Annotated in this window: 21 protein-coding genes and 1 pseudogene; 7 read left to right on the top strand and 15 right to left on the bottom strand. The window is 54.2% G+C overall.

Annotation, left to right across the window (positions count from 1 at the left end; translation table 11 throughout):
- Nucleotides 1-174 precede the first annotated feature (174 nt).
- Nucleotides 175-1,569 (top strand): annotated as a pseudogene (gene fumC, locus AC4OVU_RS10000) (class II fumarate hydratase).
- Here the strand turns inward: fumC and tus are convergent.
- The 3 genes from tus to AC4OVU_RS10015 all read right to left on the bottom strand — a co-directional run bounded on the left by tus (nt 1,570) and on the right by AC4OVU_RS10015 (nt 4,381).
- Nucleotides 1,570-2,499 carry a DNA replication terminus site-binding protein gene (tus, locus tag AC4OVU_RS10005; protein WP_110292378.1) on the bottom strand — a complete coding sequence of 310 codons (930 nt, stop codon included), beginning with the start codon at nt 2,497-2,499 and terminating at the stop codon, nt 1,570-1,572.
- 74 nt (nt 2,500-2,573) lie between these two features.
- The gene (rstB, locus tag AC4OVU_RS10010; protein ID WP_017693541.1) at nt 2,574-3,872 is read right to left on the bottom strand and encodes a two-component system sensor histidine kinase RstB; all 1,299 of its coding nucleotides are present in this window, start codon (nt 3,870-3,872) and stop codon (nt 2,574-2,576) included.
- A gap of 281 nt (nt 3,873-4,153) precedes the next feature.
- Complete coding sequence (locus AC4OVU_RS10015) at nt 4,154-4,381, bottom strand: hypothetical protein (protein WP_017384578.1); 228 nt, start codon at nt 4,379-4,381, stop codon at nt 4,154-4,156.
- Between the two features lie 151 nt (nt 4,382-4,532).
- On the opposite strand from AC4OVU_RS10015, the gene AC4OVU_RS10020 reads away from it, so the two are divergent.
- A complete protein-coding gene (locus AC4OVU_RS10020; RefSeq protein WP_213083756.1) occupies nt 4,533-4,697 on the top strand; it encodes a YnfU family zinc-binding protein in 165 nt (54 codons plus the stop codon).
- A gap of 161 nt (nt 4,698-4,858) precedes the next feature.
- Here AC4OVU_RS10020 and AC4OVU_RS10025 read toward each other — a convergent pair whose 3' ends face one another.
- The 3 genes from AC4OVU_RS10025 to rstA all read right to left on the bottom strand — a co-directional run bounded on the left by AC4OVU_RS10025 (nt 4,859) and on the right by rstA (nt 6,991).
- The gene (locus AC4OVU_RS10025) at nt 4,859-5,077 is read right to left on the bottom strand and encodes a cold shock domain-containing protein (RefSeq protein ID WP_017384577.1); all 219 of its coding nucleotides are present in this window, start codon (nt 5,075-5,077) and stop codon (nt 4,859-4,861) included.
- Between the two features lie 387 nt (nt 5,078-5,464).
- Nucleotides 5,465-5,884: an anti-adapter protein IraM gene (iraM, locus tag AC4OVU_RS10030; RefSeq protein WP_015570651.1), complete on the bottom strand. Its 420-nt coding sequence runs from the start codon at nt 5,882-5,884 to the stop codon at nt 5,465-5,467.
- Nucleotides 5,885-6,274: 390 nt separating this feature from the next.
- Nucleotides 6,275-6,991: a two-component system response regulator RstA gene (gene rstA / locus AC4OVU_RS10035; protein WP_015570649.1), complete on the bottom strand. Its 717-nt coding sequence runs from the start codon at nt 6,989-6,991 to the stop codon at nt 6,275-6,277.
- Between the two features lie 127 nt (nt 6,992-7,118).
- Here rstA and AC4OVU_RS10040 point away from each other — a divergent pair, with 127 nt between their 5' ends.
- Nucleotides 7,119-7,454, top strand: coding sequence for a GlpM family protein (locus tag AC4OVU_RS10040; protein WP_017384576.1), 336 nt, complete (start codon nt 7,119-7,121; stop codon nt 7,452-7,454).
- Here AC4OVU_RS10040 and folM read toward each other — a convergent pair.
- The 3 genes from folM to ydgH form a co-directional block, all read right to left on the bottom strand.
- Nucleotides 7,451-8,173, bottom strand: a complete 723-nt coding sequence (gene folM / locus AC4OVU_RS10045) for a dihydromonapterin reductase (RefSeq protein WP_110293075.1) — start codon at nt 8,171-8,173, stop codon at nt 7,451-7,453. The genes AC4OVU_RS10040 and folM overlap by 4 nt on opposite strands.
- 39 nt (nt 8,174-8,212) lie before the next feature.
- Entirely contained in the window at nt 8,213-9,595 is a 1,383-nt protein-coding gene (locus AC4OVU_RS10050) for an amino acid permease (RefSeq protein WP_110293074.1), read from the bottom strand.
- Between the two features lie 185 nt (nt 9,596-9,780).
- On the bottom strand, nt 9,781-10,725 hold the full coding sequence (gene ydgH, locus AC4OVU_RS10055) for a DUF1471 family protein YdgH (protein WP_000769339.1): 945 nt from the start codon (nt 10,723-10,725) through the stop codon (nt 9,781-9,783).
- A 535-nt stretch (nt 10,726-11,260) separates the two neighbouring features.
- Between ydgH and pntA the strand changes: the two genes are divergently transcribed.
- The 3 genes from pntA (at nt 11,261) to AC4OVU_RS10070 (ending at nt 15,406) form a co-directional block, all read left to right on the top strand.
- Complete coding sequence (gene pntA / locus AC4OVU_RS10060; RefSeq protein ID WP_017384575.1) at nt 11,261-12,790, top strand: Re/Si-specific NAD(P)(+) transhydrogenase subunit alpha; 1,530 nt, start codon at nt 11,261-11,263, stop codon at nt 12,788-12,790.
- A gap of 10 nt (nt 12,791-12,800) precedes the next feature.
- Nucleotides 12,801-14,189 carry a Re/Si-specific NAD(P)(+) transhydrogenase subunit beta gene (pntB, locus tag AC4OVU_RS10065; protein ID WP_003857541.1) on the top strand — a complete coding sequence of 463 codons (1,389 nt, stop codon included), beginning with the start codon at nt 12,801-12,803 and terminating at the stop codon, nt 14,187-14,189.
- Nucleotides 14,190-14,296: 107 nt separating this feature from the next.
- The gene (locus AC4OVU_RS10070) at nt 14,297-15,406 is read left to right on the top strand and encodes a mechanosensitive ion channel family protein (protein ID WP_017694101.1); all 1,110 of its coding nucleotides are present in this window, start codon (nt 14,297-14,299) and stop codon (nt 15,404-15,406) included.
- Between the two features lie 40 nt (nt 15,407-15,446).
- Here the strand turns inward: AC4OVU_RS10070 and uspE are convergent, their stop codons facing one another.
- From uspE to AC4OVU_RS10100, 6 genes are all read right to left on the bottom strand, one after another.
- The gene (gene uspE / locus AC4OVU_RS10075; RefSeq protein ID WP_003857535.1) at nt 15,447-16,397 is read right to left on the bottom strand and encodes a universal stress protein UspE; all 951 of its coding nucleotides are present in this window, start codon (nt 16,395-16,397) and stop codon (nt 15,447-15,449) included.
- A gap of 137 nt (nt 16,398-16,534) precedes the next feature.
- On the bottom strand, nt 16,535-17,287 hold the full coding sequence (gene fnr, locus AC4OVU_RS10080) for a fumarate/nitrate reduction transcriptional regulator Fnr (protein WP_000611906.1): 753 nt from the start codon (nt 17,285-17,287) through the stop codon (nt 16,535-16,537).
- A 183-nt stretch (nt 17,288-17,470) separates the two neighbouring features.
- Nucleotides 17,471-17,986: a methylated-DNA--[protein]-cysteine S-methyltransferase gene (gene ogt, locus AC4OVU_RS10085; RefSeq protein WP_015570643.1), complete on the bottom strand. Its 516-nt coding sequence runs from the start codon at nt 17,984-17,986 to the stop codon at nt 17,471-17,473.
- Between the two features lie 9 nt (nt 17,987-17,995).
- A complete protein-coding gene (gene abgT, locus AC4OVU_RS10090; RefSeq protein ID WP_032104209.1) occupies nt 17,996-19,522 on the bottom strand; it encodes a p-aminobenzoyl-glutamate transporter in 1,527 nt (508 codons plus the stop codon).
- Between the two features lie 44 nt (nt 19,523-19,566).
- Entirely contained in the window at nt 19,567-21,012 is a 1,446-nt protein-coding gene (locus tag AC4OVU_RS10095) for a M20 family metallopeptidase (RefSeq protein WP_110293073.1), read from the bottom strand.
- Nucleotides 21,012-22,322 carry a M20 family metallo-hydrolase gene (locus tag AC4OVU_RS10100; RefSeq protein ID WP_110293072.1) on the bottom strand — a complete coding sequence of 437 codons (1,311 nt, stop codon included), beginning with the start codon at nt 22,320-22,322 and terminating at the stop codon, nt 21,012-21,014. The genes AC4OVU_RS10095 and AC4OVU_RS10100 overlap by 1 nt, the downstream gene beginning before the upstream one ends.
- A 175-nt stretch (nt 22,323-22,497) precedes the next feature.
- On the opposite strand from AC4OVU_RS10100, the gene AC4OVU_RS10105 reads away from it, so the two are divergent.
- On the top strand, nt 22,498-23,403 hold the full coding sequence (locus AC4OVU_RS10105; protein ID WP_003857524.1) for a LysR family transcriptional regulator: 906 nt from the start codon (nt 22,498-22,500) through the stop codon (nt 23,401-23,403).
- Nucleotides 23,404-23,753 lie beyond the last annotated feature (350 nt).

Below are 23,753 nucleotides of genomic sequence, written 5' to 3' on the forward strand. Positions count from 1 at the left end.
ATTGCCGGGTGGCGCTGACGCTTACCCGGCCTGCATTCTCGTAGGTCGGGTAAGGCGCAGCCGCCACCCGACATCAAAAAGAGCGCACAAAGCGCCATAACGTTTCTCAGAAGTCATCAATACTTATCTCTTAAGCATGTGAGCAATCCCATCTTTGTTATCAAGGAGTAAGTAATGACAATGCATCGCCGCGAGAAAGACTCCATGGGCGCCATCGACGTCCCGGCCGACAAGCTATGGGGCGCACAAACCCAGCGTTCGCTGGAGCATTTCCGCATTTCGACAGAGAAAATGCCCGTCTCGCTAATCCAGGCGCTGGCGTTGACCAAACGCGCTGCCGCCAAAGTCAATCAGGATCTGGGCCTGCTGGATGCCGATAAAGCCACCGCCATCATCAATGCCGCCGACGAAGTGCTGGCGGGCAAACATCCCGACGAATTCCCCCTTGCCATCTGGCAGACCGGCTCAGGCACCCAGAGCAACATGAACATGAACGAGGTGCTGGCGAACCGCGCAAGCGAGCTGCTTGGCGGCGTGCGCGGCATGGAGCGCAAGGTCCACCCGAACGATGACGTGAACAAAAGCCAGAGTTCCAACGACGTGTTCCCGACGGCCATGCACGTGGCGGCCGTCATCGCAATCCGCGAGCAGCTTATCCCGCAGCTCAACGTGCTTAAATCTACGCTTAACGAGAAAGCGCAGGCCTTCCGCGACATCGTTAAAATTGGTCGTACGCACCTTCAGGACGCCACGCCGCTGACGCTTGGTCAGGAGATCTCCGGCTGGGTGGCAATGCTGGAGCACAATCTTAAGCATATCGACAACAGCCTGCCGCATCTGGCGGAGCTGGCGCTCGGCGGGACGGCGGTGGGCACTGGCTTAAACACCCATCCCGAGTACGCGGTGCGCGTGGCCGAAGAGCTGGCGAAGATCACCGGGCAGCCGTTTGTTACCGCTCCGAATAAATTCGAAGCGCTGGCGACCTGTGATGCGCTGGTGCATACCCATGGCGCGCTGAAAGGGCTGGCGGCCTCGCTGATGAAAATTGCCAACGACGTGCGCTGGCTGGCCTCCGGCCCGCGCTGCGGCATCGGCGAAATCAGCATTCCGGAAAACGAGCCGGGCAGCTCCATTATGCCGGGTAAAGTGAACCCGACCCAGTGCGAAGCCATGACCATGCTGTGCTGTCAGGTGATGGGTAATGACGTGGCGGTTAACATGGGCGGCGCGTCGGGTAACTTCGAGCTTAACGTCTATCGTCCGATGGTGATCCACAACGTACTGCAATCGATTCGTCTGCTGGCCGATGGCATGGAGAGCTTTAACGAGCACTGCGCGGTGGGCATTGAGCCTAATCGCGAGCGAATCAGCCAGCTGCTGAATGAGTCTCTGATGCTGGTAACGGCGCTGAACACCCATATTGGTTATGACAAAGCGGCCGAAATCGCTTAAAAAGCGCACAAAGAGGGGCTTACCCTGAAAGCCTCTGCGCTGGCGCTGGGCTACCTGACGGACGCCGAGTTTGATGCCTGGGTCCGCCCGGAAGCGATGGTGGGCAGCCTCAGATAATCACTGCGCCACATACAGGTGCAGCCGCGGAATAATCAGCTGTAGCGGCTGCGCCTGGGGTTTATAGCGATGCTGAACGTTTTCAGCATCGTAATTCAGCAGTTCCCCGATATCCGGCACCACCGCACCCTGATCGGCATCGTAGAGCGCAATCAGCGGCGTCGGGCAGGCGTATTGCACCTGCTTTTGTTGTCCGGCGTACCAGACGCGGGCGATAGGCTGTACCTTCACCGGACGCTTTATTTTAAGACGGGTATCAGCTGGCAGGGAGGCAATGCTGTGGTACTCCTGCTCCAGCCGTTCAATCCACTGTTCCCGCGACCACGGGGCGACCGTTCGCGGCGATTTCAGGCTTTTCTCCAGCTGAGCCAGGATCTCATCGCGCGTGAAATTTTTAATGATGTGCTTGTTGGCCCAGCCGAAGCGCAGCGTGGCGGGGTGGCGCAGTACCGTCAGCGTGCGGTAAGCATTCAGGGTGATCAGCCCCGGAAGCTGGCGATGCACCCATTCAAAACGGGCAGCCGGCGCCAGCCCGGACTCAACGGTTACAATCTTCTCAAACGCGGCTTTCAGCGTATTGATATGCGTAATCTGCGCCTCAATTCCTTCACGCGTTGCGGCATCCGCTTGCAGGCAGATGACGCCGGGCAGGCGAACGGCGGCCTTACTGCTGCGATTTTCGGACTGCTGCTGGATGAAAAGGCGACGAAAGTGCTGCAACGTCATTTCCAGCGCCGCCTTGCCAATATGCTGCGTCACCTCAATGGTGTTCAGCGGGTCGTGCTCCGCGCCTTTCGCCACCTCGGGCAGGGAAAAGACGCGGGCGGCCAGCAGGCGGCAGTCCTGAAGTTGCCCCGTGAGGGTCAGTAACGCCTGCTCTATTTCCCGAAATGTGGTGTTAAGCCTTTCGATGAGATCGTAAGTTGCCATGGCAGCCCTTAATTAGTTACAACATACTACTGATATAGCATAACACGCCGGGTCAGGCCAGCGTGCGGTTTAGGTCAGGCAGGTACGGGAAGGGGAATATTGTGATAGATCGGCCAGCTAAAGACGAACCGGGCCCCACCCAGCTCGCTCGCTTCGCAGCGAACCGAACCGCCCATCGCCTGGGCAATAGAACGGACAATAGCCAGCCCCAGACCACAGCCGCCGGTAGCCCGGTCGCGGCTGGGATCGAGGCGCACAAACGGCTCAAAAACTTTTTCACGCTCCGCCGGCTCAATGCCGGGGCCATCGTCTTCCACACACAGAATCGCCTGGCTTCCCTGCAAATCTAAACCTATGCGCAGCGTCGTTTCGCTGTAGCGCATGGCGTTGTTCATCAGATTATCCAGCACGCGTTCCATCAGGCGCATGTCCAGTGCGCCGTACGCGCCGGGGGTAATGGCTGTCAGCAGTTTTCGCTGAGGGTTAACGCTCTGCACATCGTTAATATGCGTCTGTAGCCAGACGGGGAGATCCGGTGTACTGAGGTGCAACTCCGTCTGAGGCCGATCGAGGCGGGCATAGGTCAGCAGCTCTTCAATCAGCGCTTCAAGCTGGCCAATATCCCGATTGAGCGCCTGCGATTCCGCCCCGGTGAGGTTCTCGCTCATTTCCAGGCGATAACGCAGGCGTACCAGCGGAGTGCGCAGTTCATGCGCAATGCCGTCGATCAGCTGCTTCTTGCTGGCAATCAGGGCGTTGATGTTATCGGCCATCTGGTTGAAGGCAATACCGAGCCGGTCAAAACTGGAACCGCTGTCGAAATGTATGCGTTCAGTTAAATGACCCTCCCCAAAACGCTGTGCGGCGGATTCCAGTTTCAGCATGTCCTGCCAGTGCGGTCGCATCCAGATGAACACAGGTAAAGCGAGCGAAATGGCAATAAAGCCCAGCAGAGCGAGATCCAGCAGGCGCATCTGGTGCAGGTAATAGAGATAGGGCACTGGCCCGACGGCCAGAACATAATGGCTGCGCGGAATACGCTGAATGAAGGTATATTTCTCGTCCAGTGCGACGATGTCTCCGTCGCGCAGACGCTGCATCGCAGGCGGCGCTAAGTCAAAATCCTTCATGGGTTCGATACGCAAATCAAACGACAGATTCAGATCCAGCTCTTTTAACGTGCGCGCCCAGTCATGAGGAGGAATTTCTCGCAGCTCGCTACGCATCAGATAGAGCGAGCTTTTCATCAGATCGTCCAGGGATTGCCTGCCCGCGCGCTCTGCGGTGAATTTGTAGACCAGCCCGACCAGCATGGTCATCACCAGAAAGCAGACAAACAGCAGGAGATAAAACTGCACAAACAGCTTTTTCATTGGATAGCACCGCTAAATCAATCAATTAAGAACCTGGCTTTACTTCGTCAGCCCTGCGTGGACATGCATATCACCACAGGAGCGAAGAAGGTTGATGATACACTTTCTTCGGAAACAGAGGGAGCAAAGTGAACAGCACGATTATGCGGAATAGTTAAATTTAAAGGGCAATGTCGTAAAAAAGCCTGCATTTTGCAGGCATTAATAATGATGGATTGTAATTTTTCTCATTCTGAGTGAAATAAATGCTGTGTTGTTAACCGGACTAGTGACAGAAAATATTATAAATATTGTTTGGCAGCATCAGATATTTCCTGAGAGGTAAGTTCCCTGTCTGAAGCAACATAGATAGAATTATGATCTCCCGTCAACGACGGAAAGCTTGCAGTCATGATCTGAAGATTAATTTCTTCACCATCCGGATATGTCTGGCGTACAGACGTTATGCCCTTAAGCACGATAATGACTTTGCTGGGGTTGGCATTAAAAAAAATGATCACCTTTTTCATATATCACTCTATATCTCTTTGTGATTGTGCAAGGTAAGAATGTTCCAGAAGCGTGGCTCCTTTCTATTTTTTGCTCTCTTTGGAAAATAAAAGCAAGCAATATCCTGCCTTAACGTGTATGGTGGCAATCCTTTTCATTCAGGAGCAGCCTATGTCGGGACGTAAAAACTCGCAACTTCGTCGCAATTATTTAGTCAAATGTTCATGTCCAAACTGCGCTAAAGAGTCAGAGCACAGTTTCACTCGCATACAAAAGGGGGCCCAACTTGTCTGTCCCTACTGTAGCGCTTTGTTTAAATCCTCTCAGCGTCTCTGAAGAAATACTCATACAAGAAGTGGAAGAGACGATGTTTTTCGCGGCCGCCTGACCTCAATAACACTTTACTGATTTATAAGCAGTTAGCATCGGATTGTAGACTGCTTGTGCAGTCCACGAGCCAGAAGCAACATCATCGTCAACGCGGCTGTGTGCTGATATTATTTATCGCAAAGCGTTACATTCGCAGCAGCAGGGCCTTTATCGCCGCTTACGATGATAAATTCGACTTTCTGACCTTCAAAAAGTGTTTTGAAGTTCTCTCCCTGAAGGGCAGAGAAATGCACGAAAACATCTTTGCTGCCATCTACAGGGGAGATAAAACCAAAGCCTTTATCTTCCTTAAACCACTTAACCAGACCTAAAATTTTTGATGACATAAAGACTCCATTTGAACATTTCCGAAGTGATATAAAAGCTAATAAACATATAATGCTAAGGTGTGGACTCAAAAGGAGGGGATATCAGCGATAGCGCCTGGTTATGAGAATTGTCATGCAACTTGTCCAACTATTATTGGATCGGACTAACGAGACCATTAATGCACGGGCAGGGTTAATTAGCAATTTTTATTTTAGCCTTCCGGATGGCTTGCTTAAAATTGCACAATAAAAATTAATTTGGTACAAGAAGCCAGAGTTGCCAGGCGTGACTACAGCCCAAATGTCCCCACAGGAGCATTTGGGCTGTAGTCACGGAGATTTATCCGGACAAAGGCGGTGCAGCAGAAATATTAATTATCTTGATCTCAATATTTCCGATTTTCGCTAATGTCTGGATTTACCTGTGCTGACAATCAGTGGGTTGGTGGCAAACCCATGCGGGCATTTCCGCGCGTTGCAATGCACCGCGTAAGTGCATATCTCCTCGTGCTGGTTTCGATTGTATGGGCAGGCCATCTTGTTTTTAATTTCACTCCACAACATTTCGTTGTAAGGTGATATGTTGTATATCGATATAGGCTTGAAAACACCATTTATGAAGACGCCATTTTTTGTCGGATATATCCTGTCACCGGGGTACAAATAGACATCGCTTTCATACCAAATGATGAGTTTCAAGAACTTGAGTCCCAAGATGCTTGAATAAACGATTCCCGTGTTAGGACAAATTACCGAGCTAATGACTCTCCATGACATTGCTATACCTCTTTCATTAAATAATTGAGAGAGTATAAGGTTTAGCATGAGAATTAGATTTCTGCAAACACGTAAGCTATTGAAAAAGATCGATATTATTTATATGTTCGCCATTATCCCCTTTGTTTTCATAAGGATAAGATAATGATTAAGTCAATTGTAAAGATCATTTTTAGCCTAATGTGCATTTAAGTGACGGATTTTTGATCGATGATGGTGCCTGCTCTGCTGAATATATATTGTACTATAGCAATCAAATACATTAGCGCTACTTTTGTTTACGCGAAAAATGCACATCGAAATAGAACTGGAGAGAGGAATCAGACCAGAGGATATGTCATAACTGACGATGCATATAATCGATAACTTTCGACGAATATCGATAACAATTCCGATGCATCGTCAGTTATTTTTCGAATATTCCTGTTTGCTCCTTTTTCAGGTTTCCCAGGCGTGCGGTGCAAACAGATAGCCCTTGTTGCGTACGGTTTTGATGCGGTAAGGTTCCGTGGCGTTATCCAACAGTTTTTTACGCAGTCGTGAAATCGCCACATCAACGCTACGATCCATTCCGTCGTAACTTACGCCGCGCAGATTTTTCAGTAATGCATCCCGGTCCATAATTTGTCCGGCATGGGTTGCCAGCTCCCACAGCAGGTCAAAATCTGCGGTTGAGAGCGCAATCAGCTCCCCGGAAAGCATAACCTGTCGGTTGACCGGGTCGATAGAAAGTGTGCCGAAACGCATCGCTTTATGCGGCGTTAAGGAGGGCGCAGGCGCTTCACGCTCAGCGCTGGCACGCTGACGCAGATGGAGGCGTAAACGGGCTAGCAGAACCGCCGGCGGCGTGGTTTTCAGGATGTAGTCGTTTGCGCCCATCTCAAGCGACAGAATATGATTCATATCGCTGTCGAGAGAGGTCAGCAGCACGATCGGGCCGTCCCATTTCGCGCGCAGATCCCGGCAGAGCGTCATACCATCTTTCCCGGGCAGCATGATGTCCAGCAACACCAGATCCGGATTTTCGCGGTTGACGACGTCTTCAGCGCGATCGCCACGAGGCTCGACAACCACTTCCATATCATGTTTACCCAGATAAGCGGCGATTAATTGCCCCACCTCGGGTTCATCTTCAACATAAACAATCTTATTCATACAACGTCTGTCATCGCGAAAAACGTCAACATACACCGCGCAACCTTAACCTTCCATTAATCTTTCAAAATTAGCCGGAGTTCCGTTATCCTGCACGGGAATGTTATTTGATTGTTAAGTGAAAAGAATGGGGCTGGTGATAAAAGCCGCGCTAGGTGCGCTGGTCGTGCTGCTGATTGGGGTGCTGGCTAAAACGAAGAACTACTATATTGCCGGGCTGATCCCGCTGTTTCCCACCTTTGCGTTAATCGCGCACTATATTGTGGCCTCTGAGCGGGGTATTGAGGCACTGCGCGCCACCATTGTGTTCGGGATGTGGTCGATCATCCCATATTTTATCTACCTGCTGTCGCTGTGGTACTTCACCGGTTTTATGCGTCTGCCCCTGGCGCTGGGCGGGGCGGTGGTCTGCTGGAGCCTCAGCGCCTGGGTGCTCATCTTCTTCTGGAGCCGCTTTCACTAGCGCAGGGGGCGGCCACCGTCCACGGCAAACGTTCGGCCCGTGACGTAACAGCTGGTCAGCAGATAATCGATCAGGTCGATCACCTCTTTCTCGCCGGGCGCAATTTTCATTAACGACTTGTTGAGCGCCTGCTGACGATACTCGGCATCATCGCCTTCGTTAAATAAAATCATCGCCGGAGCAATCGTGTTGACCTTTACCTCGGGCGCCAGCTTGCGTGCGAAAGAGCGGGTCATATTATCCAGCGCGGCTTTGCTGGCCGCATAGGCGATGTGTTTGTCGCTTCCTCGCTCCACCACGTAATCGGTGAAATGGATAATGTCTCCTGCGGCATGGCCGTGTCCGCGCAGCAAATCCTGTAGGGCATGGTTGAGCAGATAAGGCGCATTAACGTGGATCTGCATCATGCAGGCGAGCGTTTCGCTGAGTGAATGTCCTGCTTTTTCGGGAAGCCAGGTACTGGCGTTGTGAATAACCGCCCGCAGTCCGTGGGTGGTCGACTTCACTTTGTCCGCGAAGGCGAGAATACCTTCATCTGTGGAGAAATCCGCCTGAATGCAGACTGCTCCGGCATTTCGTAGCCCTTCAATGGAGGGATATTCCGTGCGGTAACTGACGATAACCGGATGGCGAAGATTGAGAAAGTGATGGGCGAGGGCGAGGCCAATGCGACGGCCTGCGCCAGTGATCAATATTGGGCGTTGCTGCGTGTGTCCCATCGTAATCTCCTTTTCAGTTCAACAATGGGACAGGCGGCGCTATCCCATTAACATCCACGTTGCCGGTACGGCAGCGACTAACAGCAAACCTATCAATGCCATTTCGCGGCGCTTAAGGGCATTATCAAGCTGATGTGTACGGCGAGCGTAGATAAACACCAGCAGGCCCGGCGCGTAGAGCACCACGGACAGCAGCAGATGCATCGGTCCGGAAGCATACAACAACCATAGACCGTAAATACAGGCGCCGACGCCTACCGCATAGTGTGCCGGGCGGGTCGCAATTTTTAACAGATATGCGCCCACTAAGAAATAGGGTACCAGAATCATCTCGGAGGCGATGGTCAGCAGCGTGTTATAGTCCGATCCTGTGAGCCAGATCAGCACCAGACAGACCTGCACGCTGATGTTGGTGAGCCACAGAGAGGCCGATGGCGCACTGTTTTTGTTCTGACGGGCAAACAGGCGCGGGAACGCTTTGTGCGTGGCGGCCAGGAACGGGACTTCCGCTGCCATAATGGTCCAGCTCAGATAGGCGCCGCAAACGGAAACAATCAGACCCGCCGCGATAATCACGTCCCCCCAGGGACCCAACATTTTCACCATCAGCCCGGCCATGGACGGGTTACGCATTTCCGCAAGTTCAGGGCGAGCTACCACGCCGAGCGACAGCAGCGTCACCAGCAGATAAACGCCCAGCGCCGCCAGTACGGCCAGCAGCGTGGCGCGTCCCACATCGCGCTTGTTACGCGCGCGGGCAGAGACCACGACGGCACCTTCAACGCCGATGAACACCCACAGGGTGATCAGCATGGTATTTTTCACCTGTTCCCAAACGGGTACGCCCAGCGCAATGCCGCTGAAATCGAGCGTAAAGACATCGAGACGGAAGGCGAGGAAGGCCAGCACGACGAACAGGCCAAGCGGCACCAGCTTGGCCAGCGTCGCCACCAGGTTAATGCTGGCTGCGGTCTGGACGCCACGCAAAATCAGCCAGTGAACTATCCACAGCAGGACCGAGGCGCCGACGATGGACAGCCAGGTATTGCCGTCGCCAAACAGGCGCAGTTCGGGCGTGTCGGTAAAGAAGCTGAGCGCCGAGAAGACGATAACCAGATAGGAGACGTTGGCGATCACCGCGCACAGCCAGTAACCCCAGGCGGAGCAGAAGCCGATCAGCTCGCCGAAACCTTCCCGGGCGTAAGTGAATATTCCGCCGTCCAGATCCGGTCGGATACGGGTCAGCAGCAGCATGGCGAACGCCAGCAGCAAAATCCCGACACCGGTAATGCCCCAGCCAATCAGTAATGCGGCCGGGCTAGCGACGGCCGCCATGTTCTGCGGCAAACTGAATACGCCCGCGCCCAGCATTGAGCTCAATACAAGTGCAGTTAAAGCACTCAGGCCAAGTTTCTTTTCCATTGGCTTCCTGTTATGAAAAGTCCAAATCCAGAATAATTATTTCGCTAAGGCGCATAAAAATGGTGGATCACGCTAAGGCGCGGGATTTTACGGAGTGTGAAGGATGCATGCAATGACGTGTGGCAGAAATCAGAAAAAAAGTAACAAAAAAGGCGGCACTGCGCCGCCTTTATGAAACCGTTTTATTACTTGTACAGATCGGCGCTGATGGTCAGGTTGTTACCACGTTCCTGCCACTGGCGGGTGATGTGGTAATACTTCGCGCCTTTCTTCGCAGCACGCTTCGCCACCTGATAGGAGATTTCCGTCATGTTGCCATAGTTGCCCGTAAACTTGATGCTGTCGAACGGAACCATCTGCGCGGCAGTGGCTTTGTTCAGTTCTTCAATTTTCGTGCCGTCTGGTAACGTAACGGTATAACGACCGCCTTTGGTGGATTGGGTTTCAAAGAAACGACCCACTTCAGCGCTTGGTGCCGCCGAGGTTGCAACGCCCGGAATTTCCACTTTCTTCGCTTCTTCACCGCCTTTCGCTAACGCGGCACGTCCCGCATCTGAATCCGCTGGAATGGCATCCGGGCTTTGTACTACGCGTTTTTTCGCATCTTGCTTATAGATGAAGGCGGTGATGCGCTGGTTTCCGCCCTGGTTGGCATCAACCTGACGCACGATATAGAACGCGTAAGCGCCTTTTTCTCTCGCGGCTTTGGTGATGGCATCGTTAACTTCAGGCTGGCTGCGGTAGAAGCCCTGAACGGTCACGGTGTCATACGGTTCCAGCTGAACAGCCTGATCTTTCGGCAGTTCAACAATGCCGTTAATCACGCGGTTTTTCTGTTCATCTGCTTTTGGGGCATTCTCTTTGTACAGCGCAATCGTTACGCGCTGGTTGCCGCTGTTGCCCTGATCGGACTGGTCAACAACGTAAAACGAGGCAGCGCCGTTTTTATCGGCGGCTTTTGATGCGGCGGCGACGGCATCGCCAATAGAGTTATAGCGACCCACAATGACCGTATGGTCAAAAGGTTTTAACGCTGCCGCTTGCTCCGGCGTCAACTCTGTCGCGGCATTCGCAGACAGGGCGGTCGCGGAAAGAAGTGCGGACGCCAGGAGTGTGTTCTTAAGCTTCATAAAAATAATCCTTCGCCTTGCGCAAACCATGTACTGGTGTTGTTGTTAATTTGAGACGGTCCCGATTATGGCATTTAACACCCGTCGCTGTCTGCGGCATTTTTCACAGCCTGTGCTCACCAAAGGACCTGATTCGATAACATTTTGTGATATGTGGAAAAAACAGGCGTTTCACAAGCAAAACTGATTAAGCATATGACTTTTACAAGTTAATTTAATGTTAATGAGTTGTTCTTTTATGGCGCTATATCATGTTTTTACCGCTTCGCTTGCGCGATTTATCGGTCCTGAAGGCGAATTTAAGGTAAATATCTCTGTCAGTGACCCCGATCGCTTATTTTTCACAGATAAAGTAAGAAATAGTGTTTTCTGGCGGTAGATCACGGGCGCTATTTTCAGTAGGTTATAGAAAGTTTGTTACTGTTTTATTTTCCGGGGTTAATCATTCTCCGTCGATATCTCGATGGTGAAAATTGATACAAACCGTGGGCAATTATCGACAAACCATCATCAAAAACCGATGGAAGGGAAAACTATGCGTATTGGGGTACCAAAAGAACGGTTAGCCAATGAAACCCGCGTAGCGGCAACACCAAAAACGGTGGAGCAACTGCTTAAATTGGGTTTTACCGTCGCGATTGAAAGCGGCGCGGGCAAACTGGCGAGTTTCGATGACGAGGCCTTTACTCAGGCTGGCGCGGACGTAGTGGACGGTGCTGAGGTCTGGCAATCACCCATCATTCTGAAGGTCAACGCACCGGAAGAGAGTGAAATTGAACTGCTGAACGCGGGCACTACGCTTGTGAGCTTTGTCTGGCCAGCCCAAAACCCGGAGCTGATGGAGAAGCTGGCAGCACGTGGTGTCACCGTGATGGCGATGGACTCCGTGCCGCGTATTTCGCGCGCGCAGTCTCTGGATGCGCTGAGCTCCATGGCGAACATTGCCGGCTATCGCGCCATTGTCGAAGCTGCGCATGAGTTTGGTCGCTTCTTTACCGGTCAGATTACGGCGGCAGGTAAAGTACCACCCGCGAAGGTGATGGTGATTGGTGCCGGTGTGGCAGGTCTTGCCGCTATCGGGGCCGCAAACAGCCTGGGCGCTATTGTTCGCGCGTTTGATACCCGGCCGGAAGTGAAGGAGCAGGTGCAGAGTATGGGCGCCGAATTCCTTGAGCTGGACTTCAAGGAAGAAGCGGGCAGCGGTGATGGTTACGCGAAGGTCATGTCTGAAGCCTTTATTAAGGCGGAAATGGCGCTCTTTGCGGCGCAGGCAAAAGAGGTGGACATCATTGTCACCACCGCGCTTATTCCGGGTAAACCGGCGCCGAAGCTGATCACCCGTGAGATGGTGGATTCCATGCAGCCGGGCAGCGTTATTGTCGATCTGGCGGCGCAAAACGGCGGTAACTGTGAGTATACCGTGCCAAACCAGGTCACGACGACCGCGAACGGCGTGAAGGTGATCGGTTATACCGACCTGCCAGGGCGTCTGCCAACCCAGTCCTCTCAGCTGTACGGCACGAACCTCGTTAACCTGCTGAAGCTGCTCTGCAAAGAGAAAGACGGCAACATTACCGTTGATTTTGATGATGTGGTGGTGCGTGGCGTTACCGTGGTGCGTGAAGGGGAAATCACCTGGCCTGCACCGCCGATTCAGGTTTCCGCTCAACCTCAGGCTGCGCCGAAAGCGGCGCCAGAGCCCGCGGAGCCAGCAAAACCTGCGTCGCCGTGGCGCAAATACGCCATCATGGCGCTGGTTATTATCCTGTTTGGCTGGCTGGCGGATGTCGCGCCAAAAGAGTTCCTTGGCCACTTCACCGTCTTCGCGCTCTCCTGCGTGGTGGGTTACTACGTCGTGTGGAACGTTTCTCATGCGCTGCATACCCCGCTGATGTCGGTCACCAATGCCATCTCCGGGATTATCGTGGTCGGGGCATTGCTGCAAATTGGTCATGGCGGCTGGATCAGCTTCCTGAGCTTCATTGCGGTGCTGATCGCCAGTATCAATATTTTCGGTGGTTTCACCGTGACTCAGCGCATGCTGAAAATGTTTCGTAAAGGCTAAGGGGTAGCATATGTCTGGAGGATTAGTTACAGCCGCATACATTGTTGCTGCAATCCTGTTTATTTTCAGTCTGGCGGGGCTTTCCAAACACGAAACGTCTCAGCAGGGAAATAACTTTGGTATCGCCGGGATGGCGATTGCGCTGATTGCCACCATCTTTGGGCCGGACACCGGCAACGTGGCGTGGATCCTGGTGGCGATGATCATCGGCGGCGCGATTGGTATTCGTCTGGCGAAACGCGTTGAAATGACCGAGATGCCGGAGCTGGTTGCCATTCTGCACAGCTTCGTGGGTCTGGCGGCGGTGCTGGTGGGCTTCAACAGCTACCTGTACCACGAACCGGGCCTGGAGCCGATTCTGGTGAACATCCACCTGACCGAAGTGTTCCTCGGCATCTTCATCGGTGCGGTGACCTTCACCGGGTCGATTGTGGCGTTCGGCAAGCTGCGCGGGAAGATCTCTTCCAAACCGCTGATGCTGCCTAACCGCCACAAGCTGAACCTGGCGGCGCTGGTCGTTTCCTTTGTGCTGCTGGTGGTCTTCGTGCGTACCGAAAGCGTAGGCTTGCAGGTGCTGGCGTTACTGGTGATGACCATCATCGCGCTGGCCTTCGGCTGGCATCTGGTGGCGTCTATCGGCGGAGCAGATATGCCGGTGGTGGTTTCCATGCTGAACTCCTACTCCGGTTGGGCGGCGGCGGCGGCAGGCTTTATGCTGAGCAACGACCTGCTGATTGTCACCGGTGCGCTGGTCGGTTCTTCCGGTGCGATCCTGTCTTACATCATGTGTAAGGCGATGAACCGTTCGTTTATCAGCGTCATCGCGGGTGGCTTCGGTTCTGACGGCTCATCAACCGGTTCTGATGAGGAAGTGGGTGAACACCGTGAAATCAGCGCGGAAGACACCGCAGAGATGCTGAAAAACTCGCATTCCGTCATCATCACCCCAGGCTATGGCATGGCGGTGGCGCAGGCGCAGTACCCGGTGGCGGAAATCACCGAGAAACTCCGCGCGCGCGGCATCAAAGTTCGCTTTGGTATTCACCCGGTGGCGGGGCGTCTGCCAGGCCACATGAACGTGCTGCTGGCGGAAGCGAAGGTGCCTTACGACATCGTGCTGGAAATGGACGAGATCAACGATGATTTCGCCGACACCGACACCGTGCTGGTGATTGGCGCCAACGACACCGTTAACCCGGCGGCGCAGGACGACCCGCGTAGTCCGATTGCGGGTATGCCTGTTCTCGAAGTGTGGAAGGCGCAGAACGTCATTGTCTTCAAACGCTCTATGAACACCGGCTATGCTGGCGTGCAGAACCCGCTGTTCTTTAAAGATAACACCCACATGCTGTTTGGCGACGCCAAGGCCAGCGTGGATGCGATCCTGAAAGCGCTGTAATTGCGCTTCATCCTGACAAACCGCCCCCTGGGGCGGTTTTCTTATTTCTGCGGCCAGCTTTTCTCCTCTGTCTATACTTTACCCTTTGTGTAATACGAGGAGGTGTAATGCGATTTTTGTCCCGCTTCGACATCATCGAGCTGATGATGACGCCATCTTTCTGGATCGGCGTCGCCACGGTGGTTTTTGTGACTCTGCTGGTGTACTGGCTGCTGACGCGTCTGATCGCCTTCGTTAAGAAAGGGATCACTACCTGGGGCGACAAGCACCCCACCACCAACCGGATGCGTTTTATCCTGACGGATATGCTTAACCGCACCAGCCGCTTCCTGCTTTTTGTCGTGGCGCTGTTATTCAGCCTGCGTTTCGTCGACTTACCGGATCATCTCTTTGGTACCGTGAGCCACGCCTGGTTCCTGGTCTTCGCTATCCAGGTGGCGCTGTGGATGGATCAGGGGGTGGTGTCGTGGCTTCGTCACGTCATGCTGGCGCCGGGAAGCCATAAAAACCCGGTGACGCTGGTGATCACGGGGCTTATCCTCCGTGCCATAGTCTGGTCAGTGATGCTGCTGTCTATTCTTGCTAACGCGGGCGTCAACATCACTGCTCTGGTTGCCAGCCTTGGGGTAGGGGGTATTGCAATCGCCCTCGCGGTGCAAACGATCCTGAGCGACGTGTTTGCATCGCTTTCCATCGGTTTTGATAAGCCGTTCGAAATTGGCGATTTTGTGGTGTTTAACGATGTCGCCGGGACGGTAGAGCACATTGGCCTGAAAACCACCCGTATCCGCAGCCTGAGCGGGGAGCAGATTGTCTGCGGGAACGCCATTCTGCTGCAACAGACGCTGCATAACTACAAACGGATGCAAACGCGCCGGATCGTCTTTACCTTCGGGGTTGCCAGCGACACGGCGCCGGACAAACTGCGTTCAGTGGGTGATATGGTCAAACAGATCATTACCGACGTCGGGGAAACGAAGTTTGACCGCGCCCATTTCCTGGGCTTCGATCGCGATCGCCTGACCTTCGAGGTGGTCCATATCGTTAATACTGCGGACTACAACAAGTACATGGATATTCAGCAGGAGATCAATATCCGTATTCTGGAGGGGCTGAACCAGCAGGAGATCAAGCTGGCGCTGCCGAGCATGGTTCTGCACGCGCCCTGGATGAATGCCGGCGACGAGGCACCGACGCAGCGGTTGAGCGAAGCGTAATAAAAAAGCCCGCCGTTACCGGCGGGCTTTCATTTTGGGGTCAATCGTCTTCCTCATCGTCCAGTTCAACCGGCGTTTGATACTGATCCGGTTTGATGACCAGAAGGTCGCAGCGCAGGTGGTCAATCACCTGCTCGGCGGTATTTCCCAGGAACGCGGCAGAGATACCGGTCCGGCCAATGGTGCCCAGCACCACAATCCCGGCCTGCAAATGTTCCGCCAGATCCGGAATAACCTCTTCCGGTAACCCTTTTTCTACGTGCGTCATATTCTCATCGATACTGAATTTCTGGCGCAGCGCTTTCATGGCCAGCAGATGCTGACCGCGAATCGCGTCGTTATACACGCTCGGGTCAAATTCAGGCAGCTCGATGGCGATATTGATTGGCGTAACCGGATAGGCGCCCACCAGATGGACTTCGGTGTGGTTAACCTGGTCGGCAAGCTGAAGCGTCTCCTTCACCAGCTTCTCGTTCAGCGAATTGTGATAATCCTCTTCGCTGGCCAGATTCACCGCCACGACGGCTTTCCCGCCCTCAGGCCACGGCTGATCTTTCACCATCCATACCGGGCAAGGGCATTTGCGCAGCAGATGCCAGTCGGTCGGGGTGAAAATCACGGATTCCAGTTTGTCATGCTGGTGCGCCATTTTCAGCAGCAGGTCATGCCCACCGGCCACCACTTCCTGAATAATGGCTTCGAAAGGTCGGTTGTGCCAGACCACTTTGATATCAATCGGTACGCCCGCTTCCAGGTAATATTTCGCCTGCTCGCGGATCCACGCGGTACGCTGGCTGATCACTCCCTGACGCATAGCGGTGCGCTCGTCAGGCGACAGAAGGGTGGTCATCTCGTATGAGAAGTCATAAATCGGCAAAAAGGCTTTAATTTTGCCACCAATCCGTTGATGTAAATACACAGCACGTCGTAATGCCGGCTGATCGTCCTGGTTAGGATCGATAGCCACCAGCATGTTTTGATACTTTGCCATACAGGTCTCCTTACTACTGTCACCACAGTCTGTAAGTAAAAGAGTAACCTATATATCTTGAATGAAACAGGGGGGAAGTTTTTGCCAGATCAATAATCATGAAAATTTATCGACCTGGCATAAGATATCCGGGAGAGTTATGCCACGTTACGTGAGTGACCCGCCAGAATGGCCAGCGCTTCACCGTTTTCGATGGTGATGTACTTACCTTTAACCGCCAGCATTCCGCTCTTCTGGAAGCGACCCAGCAGACGGCTGATGGTTTCCACGGTCAGGCCCAGATAGTTGCCAATATCACCGCGCGTCATGGTCAGACGGAATTCACGCGGGGAGAAGCCACGCTCCGCGAAACGGCGGGAGAGGTTATAGATAAAGGCGGCCAGACGCTCTTCGGCATTCTTTTTGGAAAGCAGCAGGATCATATCCTGATCGCCTTTAATCTCACCGCTCATCAGACGCATCATCTGCTGACGCAGGTTCGGCATCTTACCGGACAGATCGTCCAGCGTCTCAAACGGAATTTCGCAGACCATAGAGGTTTCCAGCGCCTGAGCAAAGCTCGGGTGATGGCCACTGCCGATGGCGTCAAAGCCGACTAAATCGCCTGCCAGATGGAAGCCGGTGATCTGCTCGTCGCCCTGTTCGGTAATGGTGTAGCTTTTGATGGTGCCAGAACGGATAGCATAGAGCGATTTCAGTTCGTCTCCCGCCTTAAACAGCGTCTGCCCTTTCTGAATAGGCTTTTTGCGCTCGATGATATTGTCAAGCTGATCGAGTTCGTGCTCATTCAGAGTAAACGGGATACAGAGCTGGCTGATGCTGCAATCCTGGCAATGGATAGCACAACCGCCAGACTGAATGCGTCGTATAATTCGCTTTTCCGGGATCATAGGTTTGCTCAAGCCTTAATTGATATTGGTCAATTTTAACATCTTTTTGGTAAGGACGTAAGTCTGGCAAACCCCCAATAAAGACAAGAGACGGCAGCGTGTTGCCATCTCCTTGAAATTCCACAGAATGATTAAGGATTATGAACCTAACAGGAAGAAAATTAAGCACAAAAAGCCTGGGAATTACAGCAGAAAATACCCTTCGTGACGCAGCAGCCACTCTTTGCGCTGTACGCCCCCGGCATAGCCGGTGAGGGTGCCGTTGCGCCCGATCACGCGATGGCAAGGCACCACAATGCTGACGGGGTTAGAGCCATTTGCCGCACCGACCGCGCGCGCCGCGCCGGCACGGCCAAGCTGCTCTGCCAGCTGACCGTAGTGCATCACCTGCCCGCAGGGAATATTACGCAGCGCCTGCCACACCTCGCGCTGAAAAGGGGTGCCCGCCGTGGCGGTTGGCAGGGTATTAATAATGCTGAGATCGCCCTCGAAGTAGGCCGTCAGTTTATCGCTCAGCCCGCCAGGATTACGGGCAGTAATACGCTCGTAACCCTCGGCGCGATAATGGATGTTGAGCAGCTCAACCATCCGGTCGCTGTGCTCTTCCCATTCAACCGCGCGCAGATTGAACGCTTCATCCGCGATAACCCACAGCGGCCCCAGCGGCGTCGCAATCTTATCTTCGAGTAATCTCAGCATCAGTACTCCTTAGTTCAGCCTCGGGTAAACACCCGGTCCAATCGGCAGGCCGACAAGATACCACGCCACCAGCATCACCAGCCATACCCCTAAGAAGATAAGCGGATAGGGCAGAACCAGCGAATAATAGGTACCCAGCTTAGCCTCCGGTCTGTAGCGTTGCAGGAAGCCTAAAAACAGCGGAACGAAGGGTGACACGGGCGCCAGCGGGATCACCGAGGAATCGGCGACACGGAACAGGATCTGGGCGAACGCAGGATGGAAGCCGAGCATCATAAACATGGGGACAAAGATGGGCGCCAGAATCGACCAGATGGCCGACCCGCTGGCAATAAACATGCACAGCAGGGACGACAGCAGCGCCAGGCCGACAAACGCCGGAACACCGCTCAACCCCGCCGCCTCCAGCGCGTCCGTCAGGCTCACGGCCATAAACTTGCCCATGTTGCTCCAGTTAAACATGGCGACAAACTGCGCCAGCGGGAACACCATCACGATAAAACCCGCCATCTCCTTCATCGGCTCGATCATCAGGTGCGGCAGATCTCCCTGACGGCGGATTTTGCCGGTGGCGATGCCGAACGCGAGCGAAACGACGAAGAAGAAGAGAATTATCAGCGGCACAATGCCCTGAATAAACGGCGAGGGCAGTACGGTGTGTTTGATCGGATCGCGCAGCACGCCATTTTCCGGCACCACCATCAGCGCCACCACCGCAATGAACGCCAGCGAGACGATCCCGGCTACGCGCAGGCCGAACTGCTGCTCTTTGCTCAGCGTCTCCAGCTTTTCATCGCTCCGGCCTTCCCATTTACCCAGGCGCGGCTCAATGATCTTATCGGTAATCAGCCCCCCGACAATCGTCAGGACAATCACCGAACTGGCCATAAAGTACCAGTTGTCGATCACGCTGACGTGCATAGTCGCATCGATGGTGCTGGCTGCCTCCGTACTGATGCCGGAGAGCAGCACATCGGTGGTCACGATAAGCAGGTTAGCGGTAAACCCACAGCCGACGCCCGCAATCGCCGACAGCAGACCCGCAACAGGATGACGGCCAACGGCGAGGAAAATCAGCGCCCCCATCGGCGGCATGATCACCAGCGCCGCGTCGGACGAGATATGGCTGAAGAAGGCAATAAACAGCACCATATAGCTGGCATAACGCGCGCTGACGTGCGAGGCCATTTTCACCATCAGCGCGGGCAGCAGACCCACGCGTTCGGCCAGTCCCGCGCCTAACACCAGCGCCAGGATGGCGCCCAGCGGCGCAAAACCGCTGAAGTTTTTAATCACGTTCGGCAAAAACCAGTGCAACCCTTCAACGCTGAGCAGGTTTTTCACTGCTACCATACTGCCGTCGGCCGGGCTGCGCACGCTCACCTCAAAGGCGGACAGCACGGCCGTCGCGACCATCAGGATGACAATTAAATAGATAAAAAGCAGGAAAGGGTGCGGCACTTTATTGCCGATCCTTTCAACCCAGCCATAGAGCTTACCGGATGGGGAATGCGAAGGTATGGAAGACATACTCATGGGCGTTCCTCGGGACTGTTGTTGTGTTGTTGTGTTGTGTTTTTTTATTTTAAAGGTGACGGTGTCACGCCCTGCGGGATCGGACACTCGTACGGTTTTTCTGTTATGTGTTGTTCGAACTCTTCCCGGCATTTTCGCAACAGGTCGGCATCCTGAAGCAGATGCAGCGCGGTCGCGCCCATCACTTTTCCGGCCAGCAACATGCCTTTATGGGCAATTGAGGTGCGCCCCTGCGCCACTAATTGCCAGGTATGCAGTGGGGTGCCGACGGTAAAACAGGGGCTAAAGCACTGTGCAACAGGCATCTTCCAGCTGACATCCCCCACATCGGTGGAGCCTGCCAGCACGTTATCGGTGATGGCGTAAGGGGCAACTTCATCCACCAGCAGCGTCTCCTGATGGCGTCGGGCAAACGCTTTTCCCTCTTCGGCCCCCGTTGCGGCAATGTTTTTCAGGCTGTTTTGCAGGTCGTTTGCCGTGAGCGTGGCGCGGATTTCACGGGCAAATTCGCGTTCCTCTTCCGTCCAGGCCGGCGTGCCATAATGCTGCAATGCGCGGTACATCGCCGCTTCGAGCGTACGGTTCGGCAGATAGCTGGAGCAGGCTTTATCAAAGCGGCACTCGACGGTGGTTTCGGTCATCATCGCCGCACCCTGGGCGATTTTCTCGATGCGCGCGTAGATCTGCTGCGCATCGGCCATCTCCGGGGCGCGGATCAGGTACAGCACCTCGGCCTGGGCCTGTACCACGTTGGGCGAAATCCCGCCGGTATCGGTGATGGAGTAATGAACGCGCGCTTTTTCAATGATGTGTTCGTTGAGGAAGTTTGTACCGGTGGTCATCAGCGTCACGGCATCCAGCGCGCTGCGCCCCAGATGTGGGGAGTTTGCGGCATGAGCGGCGATCCCCTTAAACCGCCAGGCGGCCTGAATATTGGCCAGCGTGCTGACGTTAAACATCCCGGCAAAGGCCTCCGGGTGCCATGTCACGGCAGCGTCCACGTCGTCAAACAGCCCTTCACGTACCATAAAGGTTTTACCGGAGCCGCCTTCCTCGCCGGGGCAGCCGTAAAATCGTACCGTTCCGCTGCCGCCGTGTTGTTCCAGCCAGCTTTTCACCGCCACCGCCCCGGCGAAGGCAGCAGTGCCTAACAGGTTATGCCCGCAGCCGTGGCCGTTCGCCCCCGGGGTGGCGGATTGCGCCGTCGCGCAGTGCGCCTGCTGGCTTAGCCCGGCCAGGGCATCGTATTCGCCCAGAAGGGCGATAACGGGCTTGCCGCTGCCGTAGCTGGCAATAAAGGCATTGGGAATGCCTCCGGCTTCCCGCGTCAGGGCAAAGCCCTCGGCTTCCAGCGCACTGGCGAGCCGTTCGGCGGACCAGAACTCTTCGAAGCGCGTTTCGGGATGATCCCAGATGTCGTCGGCAATATCGGTAAACGTCTGACATCGCGTGTCGATGGCATCGGCGATAAAAGCGTAGTTCTCCTGCATTACACACCTCGCGTCCACGGGAAATTAAGCGCAGTTCGCGCCAGCGTTTCGATGGCAACGTTCATCACCTGCTCATCAAAATCGAATTTTTCGTTGTGATGTCCGGCGCTCAGCTCGGTGCCGAAGACCATATACGAGGCCATGCCGCCGTTCTGCTGTACGCGGGCCATCATTAGCGTGGCATCTTCGGAGCCCGCAGGCGCTTTGACCTTATCAATGGCATGAGTCACGCCGGGCACCTGGCTTGCCTGTTCGCGCAGATAATCGACCCAGGCCGGGGAAGGGGCGCTGGAGGTCGCCGCCCCCATCAGGTTTACCCCGGCTGTTACGCCGTAGAGCGCCGCCGCGCCGGTAATTACCGCCTGTGCGCGCTCAAAGACATACTGATTAATAGCCTCGCTTTCGCCGCGGGTTTCAACCTTAAGCAACGCATCAGCCGGAACCACGTTGCGTCCGCTGCCCGCCTGCATGACCCCGACGTTAACCCGGGACGCGCCTTCGCTGTGTGGTGCGATGCCATGCAGCGCGATGGCGGCCTGGGCAGCCGCGAGCAGGGCGTTACGGCCCTCTTCTGGTTTACCGCCAGCGTGTGCGGCGACCCCGGTAAAGCGCACGTCAAATTTGGTGGTCGCCATGAAGTTATCGCTGCCGCAGATCACCGTCCCTTTCGGCACGCCGGTCCCGATATGAATGGCGGTAAAGTAGTCCACGCCGTCCAGCGCGCCTGCGGCGACCATAGCCCGCGCGCCGCGCGTACCCTCTTCGGCAGGCTGGAAGATCAGTTTGATGGTGCCGTTGAGCTGCGCTTCATGCTGCTTAAGCACCTGCGCAAGCCCCAGACCAATGGTGGTATGCCCGTCGTGGCCACAGGCGTGCATCATGCCCGGGTTGCAGGAGGCAAACCCGTCGCGGTACGGTCGGTGGCTGTCGTCAAGCGCTTCGCTTAAATCAAGTGCATCCATGTCTACCCGAAACGCCAGCGTTGGGCCCGGACGTCCGGTATTCAGGGTCGCGACAATGCCGGTGAACCCGCCCTCAAACGGCGCCAGCCATTTCTCCGGCGCGCCCTGTGCCCGGGCGCGGGCAAACTCTCGTGAAAGGATGGCGTCATCGGGCAGTCCCATACGGCTTTCGGCATCGACCACGTCGCGCCCCATCGCCAGTTCGTAGCCCAGCGAGTCGAGGATCTCCGCGACTTTCGCAGCTGTTCGAAACTCTACCCAGCCGGATTCCGCAAAATGGTGGAAATCGCGACGCCATGCGCTCAGTTGTGGAGCTAATGTCTGAATGTACTGCGCCAGTGCGTTCATATCTTTTCCTGTCATCATTAAAATATGTGAACTGCTTCACGCTGTGATAGTTTTTACTTATCACTAATCGTTTTTTCACAGTTTTAACCGTTCAGGAATTACCCTCGCACATCCGTTTCCATTAAAGTAGATGACAGTTTCTTTACTCTGATAAACAACGGTTATCGGTCTCGTTATGTCATTTCAGATTAAATTTCATCAAATCAGGGCGTTTGTCGAAGTGGCGCGTCAGGGCAGCATTCGCGGCGCCAGCCGGACGCTTAATCTTTCGCAGCCCGCGCTGACCAAATCCATTAAAGAGCTGGAGGAGGGTATGGCGGCCCAGCTATTTGTGCGCCGGAGTAAAGGCGTCGCGCTGACCGAGTGCGGGGAAGGGTTTTATCACCGCGCTAATTTGATTCTGGAAGAGCTGCGTGCAGCGCAGGATGACATCCGCCAGCGACAGGGCGAGCTTGCCGGGCAGATCAATATTGGGATGGGAGCCAGCATTTCACGCAGCCTGATGCCGGCCGTCATTACGCGTTTTCATGCGCAGCATCCTCAGGTCAACGTCCGGATTATGGAAGGCCAGCTGGTGTCGATGATTAATGAATTACGTCAGGGTGAGCTGGACTTTACCATCAATACCTATTATCAGGGGCCGTACGATCACGAATTTACGTTTGAAAAGCTGTTCGAAAAGCCTTTTGCTGTATTTTGTCGGGCAGGGCATCCGGCGACAGGGGCGACCTCAATTAATGAGCTTTTGCAATATAACTGGACGATGCCTACGCCCCGGGGAAGTTATTATAAGCAGTTGCAGGATACTTTTAACCATCGCTCTCAAATACCGCGAATTGGCGTTGTCTGTGAGACCTTTTCCTCCTGTATTAGCCTCGTCGCACAAAGCGATTTCATCAGCATTTTACCGCAGGAGCTGGGCTGCGATCCGCTTCTGGCGCACCGTCTGATAATGCTGCCGGTTGTCGAAACCCTGCCTAAAGCAGCATATTATTTAATTCAGCGTCGTGATTCTCGCCAGACACCGCTTGCCGAATCATTAATCACGCAGTTTCGAAGGGAAGCCAGGAAATTAATTTAATCAAAATAACAACAATAAAAAAATAGAGTCTGCCCGACATCAGACAGACTCCACAGTACACACAGTCGTGCGTCCTTTCGCGGATCCTACATGCATTATCCATTGGGCAGGTTTATTAAGTTATAACAGCTTTTTCTTAAAAGAGAAGGACGTTGAGTGATTGATTTCACGATTTTTTAACGTAAATTATTTAATTAATTACGGCTGAAATTTAAGTTAAGGTTAGATTAAATTTATTGCGTCTGCGATTATCTGTTCCTTAAGCCATTATTTGAACCCGTGCCTGGATGATTGAGACCCGCAACGGGCGCAGGTATAGTACATCACTCAGATGTAGCCGGAGGATTTCC

The sequence above is a fragment of the Enterobacter sp. 6722112 genome (assembly GCF_058661685.1).

Excerpts from the sequence above, each read along its gene's own strand:
- AC4OVU_RS10020 (WP_213083756.1), top strand. The coding sequence starts at position 4,533 with ATGTCGGGACGTAAAAACTCGCAACTTCGTCGCAATTATTTAGTCAAA.
- AC4OVU_RS10050 (WP_110293074.1), bottom strand. The coding sequence starts at position 9,595 with ATGGAAAAGAAACTTGGCCTGAGTGCTTTAACTGCACTTGTATTGAGC.
- AC4OVU_RS10015 (WP_017384578.1), bottom strand. The coding sequence starts at position 4,381 with ATGAAAAAGGTGATCATTTTTTTTAATGCCAACCCCAGCAAAGTCATT.
- AC4OVU_RS10025 (WP_017384577.1), bottom strand. The coding sequence starts at position 5,077 with ATGTCATCAAAAATTTTAGGTCTGGTTAAGTGGTTTAAGGAAGATAAA.
- iraM (WP_015570651.1), bottom strand. The coding sequence starts at position 5,884 with ATGCTAAACCTTATACTCTCTCAATTATTTAATGAAAGAGGTATAGCA.
- uspE (WP_003857535.1), bottom strand. The coding sequence starts at position 16,397 with ATGGCAAAGTATCAAAACATGCTGGTGGCTATCGATCCTAACCAGGAC.
- AC4OVU_RS10105 (WP_003857524.1), top strand. The coding sequence starts at position 22,498 with ATGTCATTTCAGATTAAATTTCATCAAATCAGGGCGTTTGTCGAAGTG.
- tus (WP_110292378.1), bottom strand. The coding sequence starts at position 2,499 with ATGGCAACTTACGATCTCATCGAAAGGCTTAACACCACATTTCGGGAA.
- AC4OVU_RS10040 (WP_017384576.1), top strand. The coding sequence starts at position 7,119 with ATGGGGCTGGTGATAAAAGCCGCGCTAGGTGCGCTGGTCGTGCTGCTG.
- AC4OVU_RS10095 (WP_110293073.1), bottom strand. The coding sequence starts at position 21,012 with ATGCAGGAGAACTACGCTTTTATCGCCGATGCCATCGACACGCGATGT.
- rstA (WP_015570649.1), bottom strand. The coding sequence starts at position 6,991 with ATGAATAAGATTGTTTATGTTGAAGATGAACCCGAGGTGGGGCAATTA.
- AC4OVU_RS10070 (WP_017694101.1), top strand. The coding sequence starts at position 14,297 with ATGCGATTTTTGTCCCGCTTCGACATCATCGAGCTGATGATGACGCCA.
- pntA (WP_017384575.1), top strand. The coding sequence starts at position 11,261 with ATGCGTATTGGGGTACCAAAAGAACGGTTAGCCAATGAAACCCGCGTA.
- pntB (WP_003857541.1), top strand. The coding sequence starts at position 12,801 with ATGTCTGGAGGATTAGTTACAGCCGCATACATTGTTGCTGCAATCCTG.
- folM (WP_110293075.1), bottom strand. The coding sequence starts at position 8,173 with ATGGGACACACGCAGCAACGCCCAATATTGATCACTGGCGCAGGCCGT.
- rstB (WP_017693541.1), bottom strand. The coding sequence starts at position 3,872 with ATGAAAAAGCTGTTTGTGCAGTTTTATCTCCTGCTGTTTGTCTGCTTT.
- fnr (WP_000611906.1), bottom strand. The coding sequence starts at position 17,287 with ATGATCCCGGAAAAGCGAATTATACGACGCATTCAGTCTGGCGGTTGT.
- abgT (WP_032104209.1), bottom strand. The coding sequence starts at position 19,522 with ATGAGTATGTCTTCCATACCTTCGCATTCCCCATCCGGTAAGCTCTAT.
- AC4OVU_RS10100 (WP_110293072.1), bottom strand. The coding sequence starts at position 22,322 with ATGAACGCACTGGCGCAGTACATTCAGACATTAGCTCCACAACTGAGC.
- ogt (WP_015570643.1), bottom strand. The coding sequence starts at position 17,986 with ATGCTGAGATTACTCGAAGATAAGATTGCGACGCCGCTGGGGCCGCTG.
- ydgH (WP_000769339.1), bottom strand. The coding sequence starts at position 10,725 with ATGAAGCTTAAGAACACACTCCTGGCGTCCGCACTTCTTTCCGCGACC.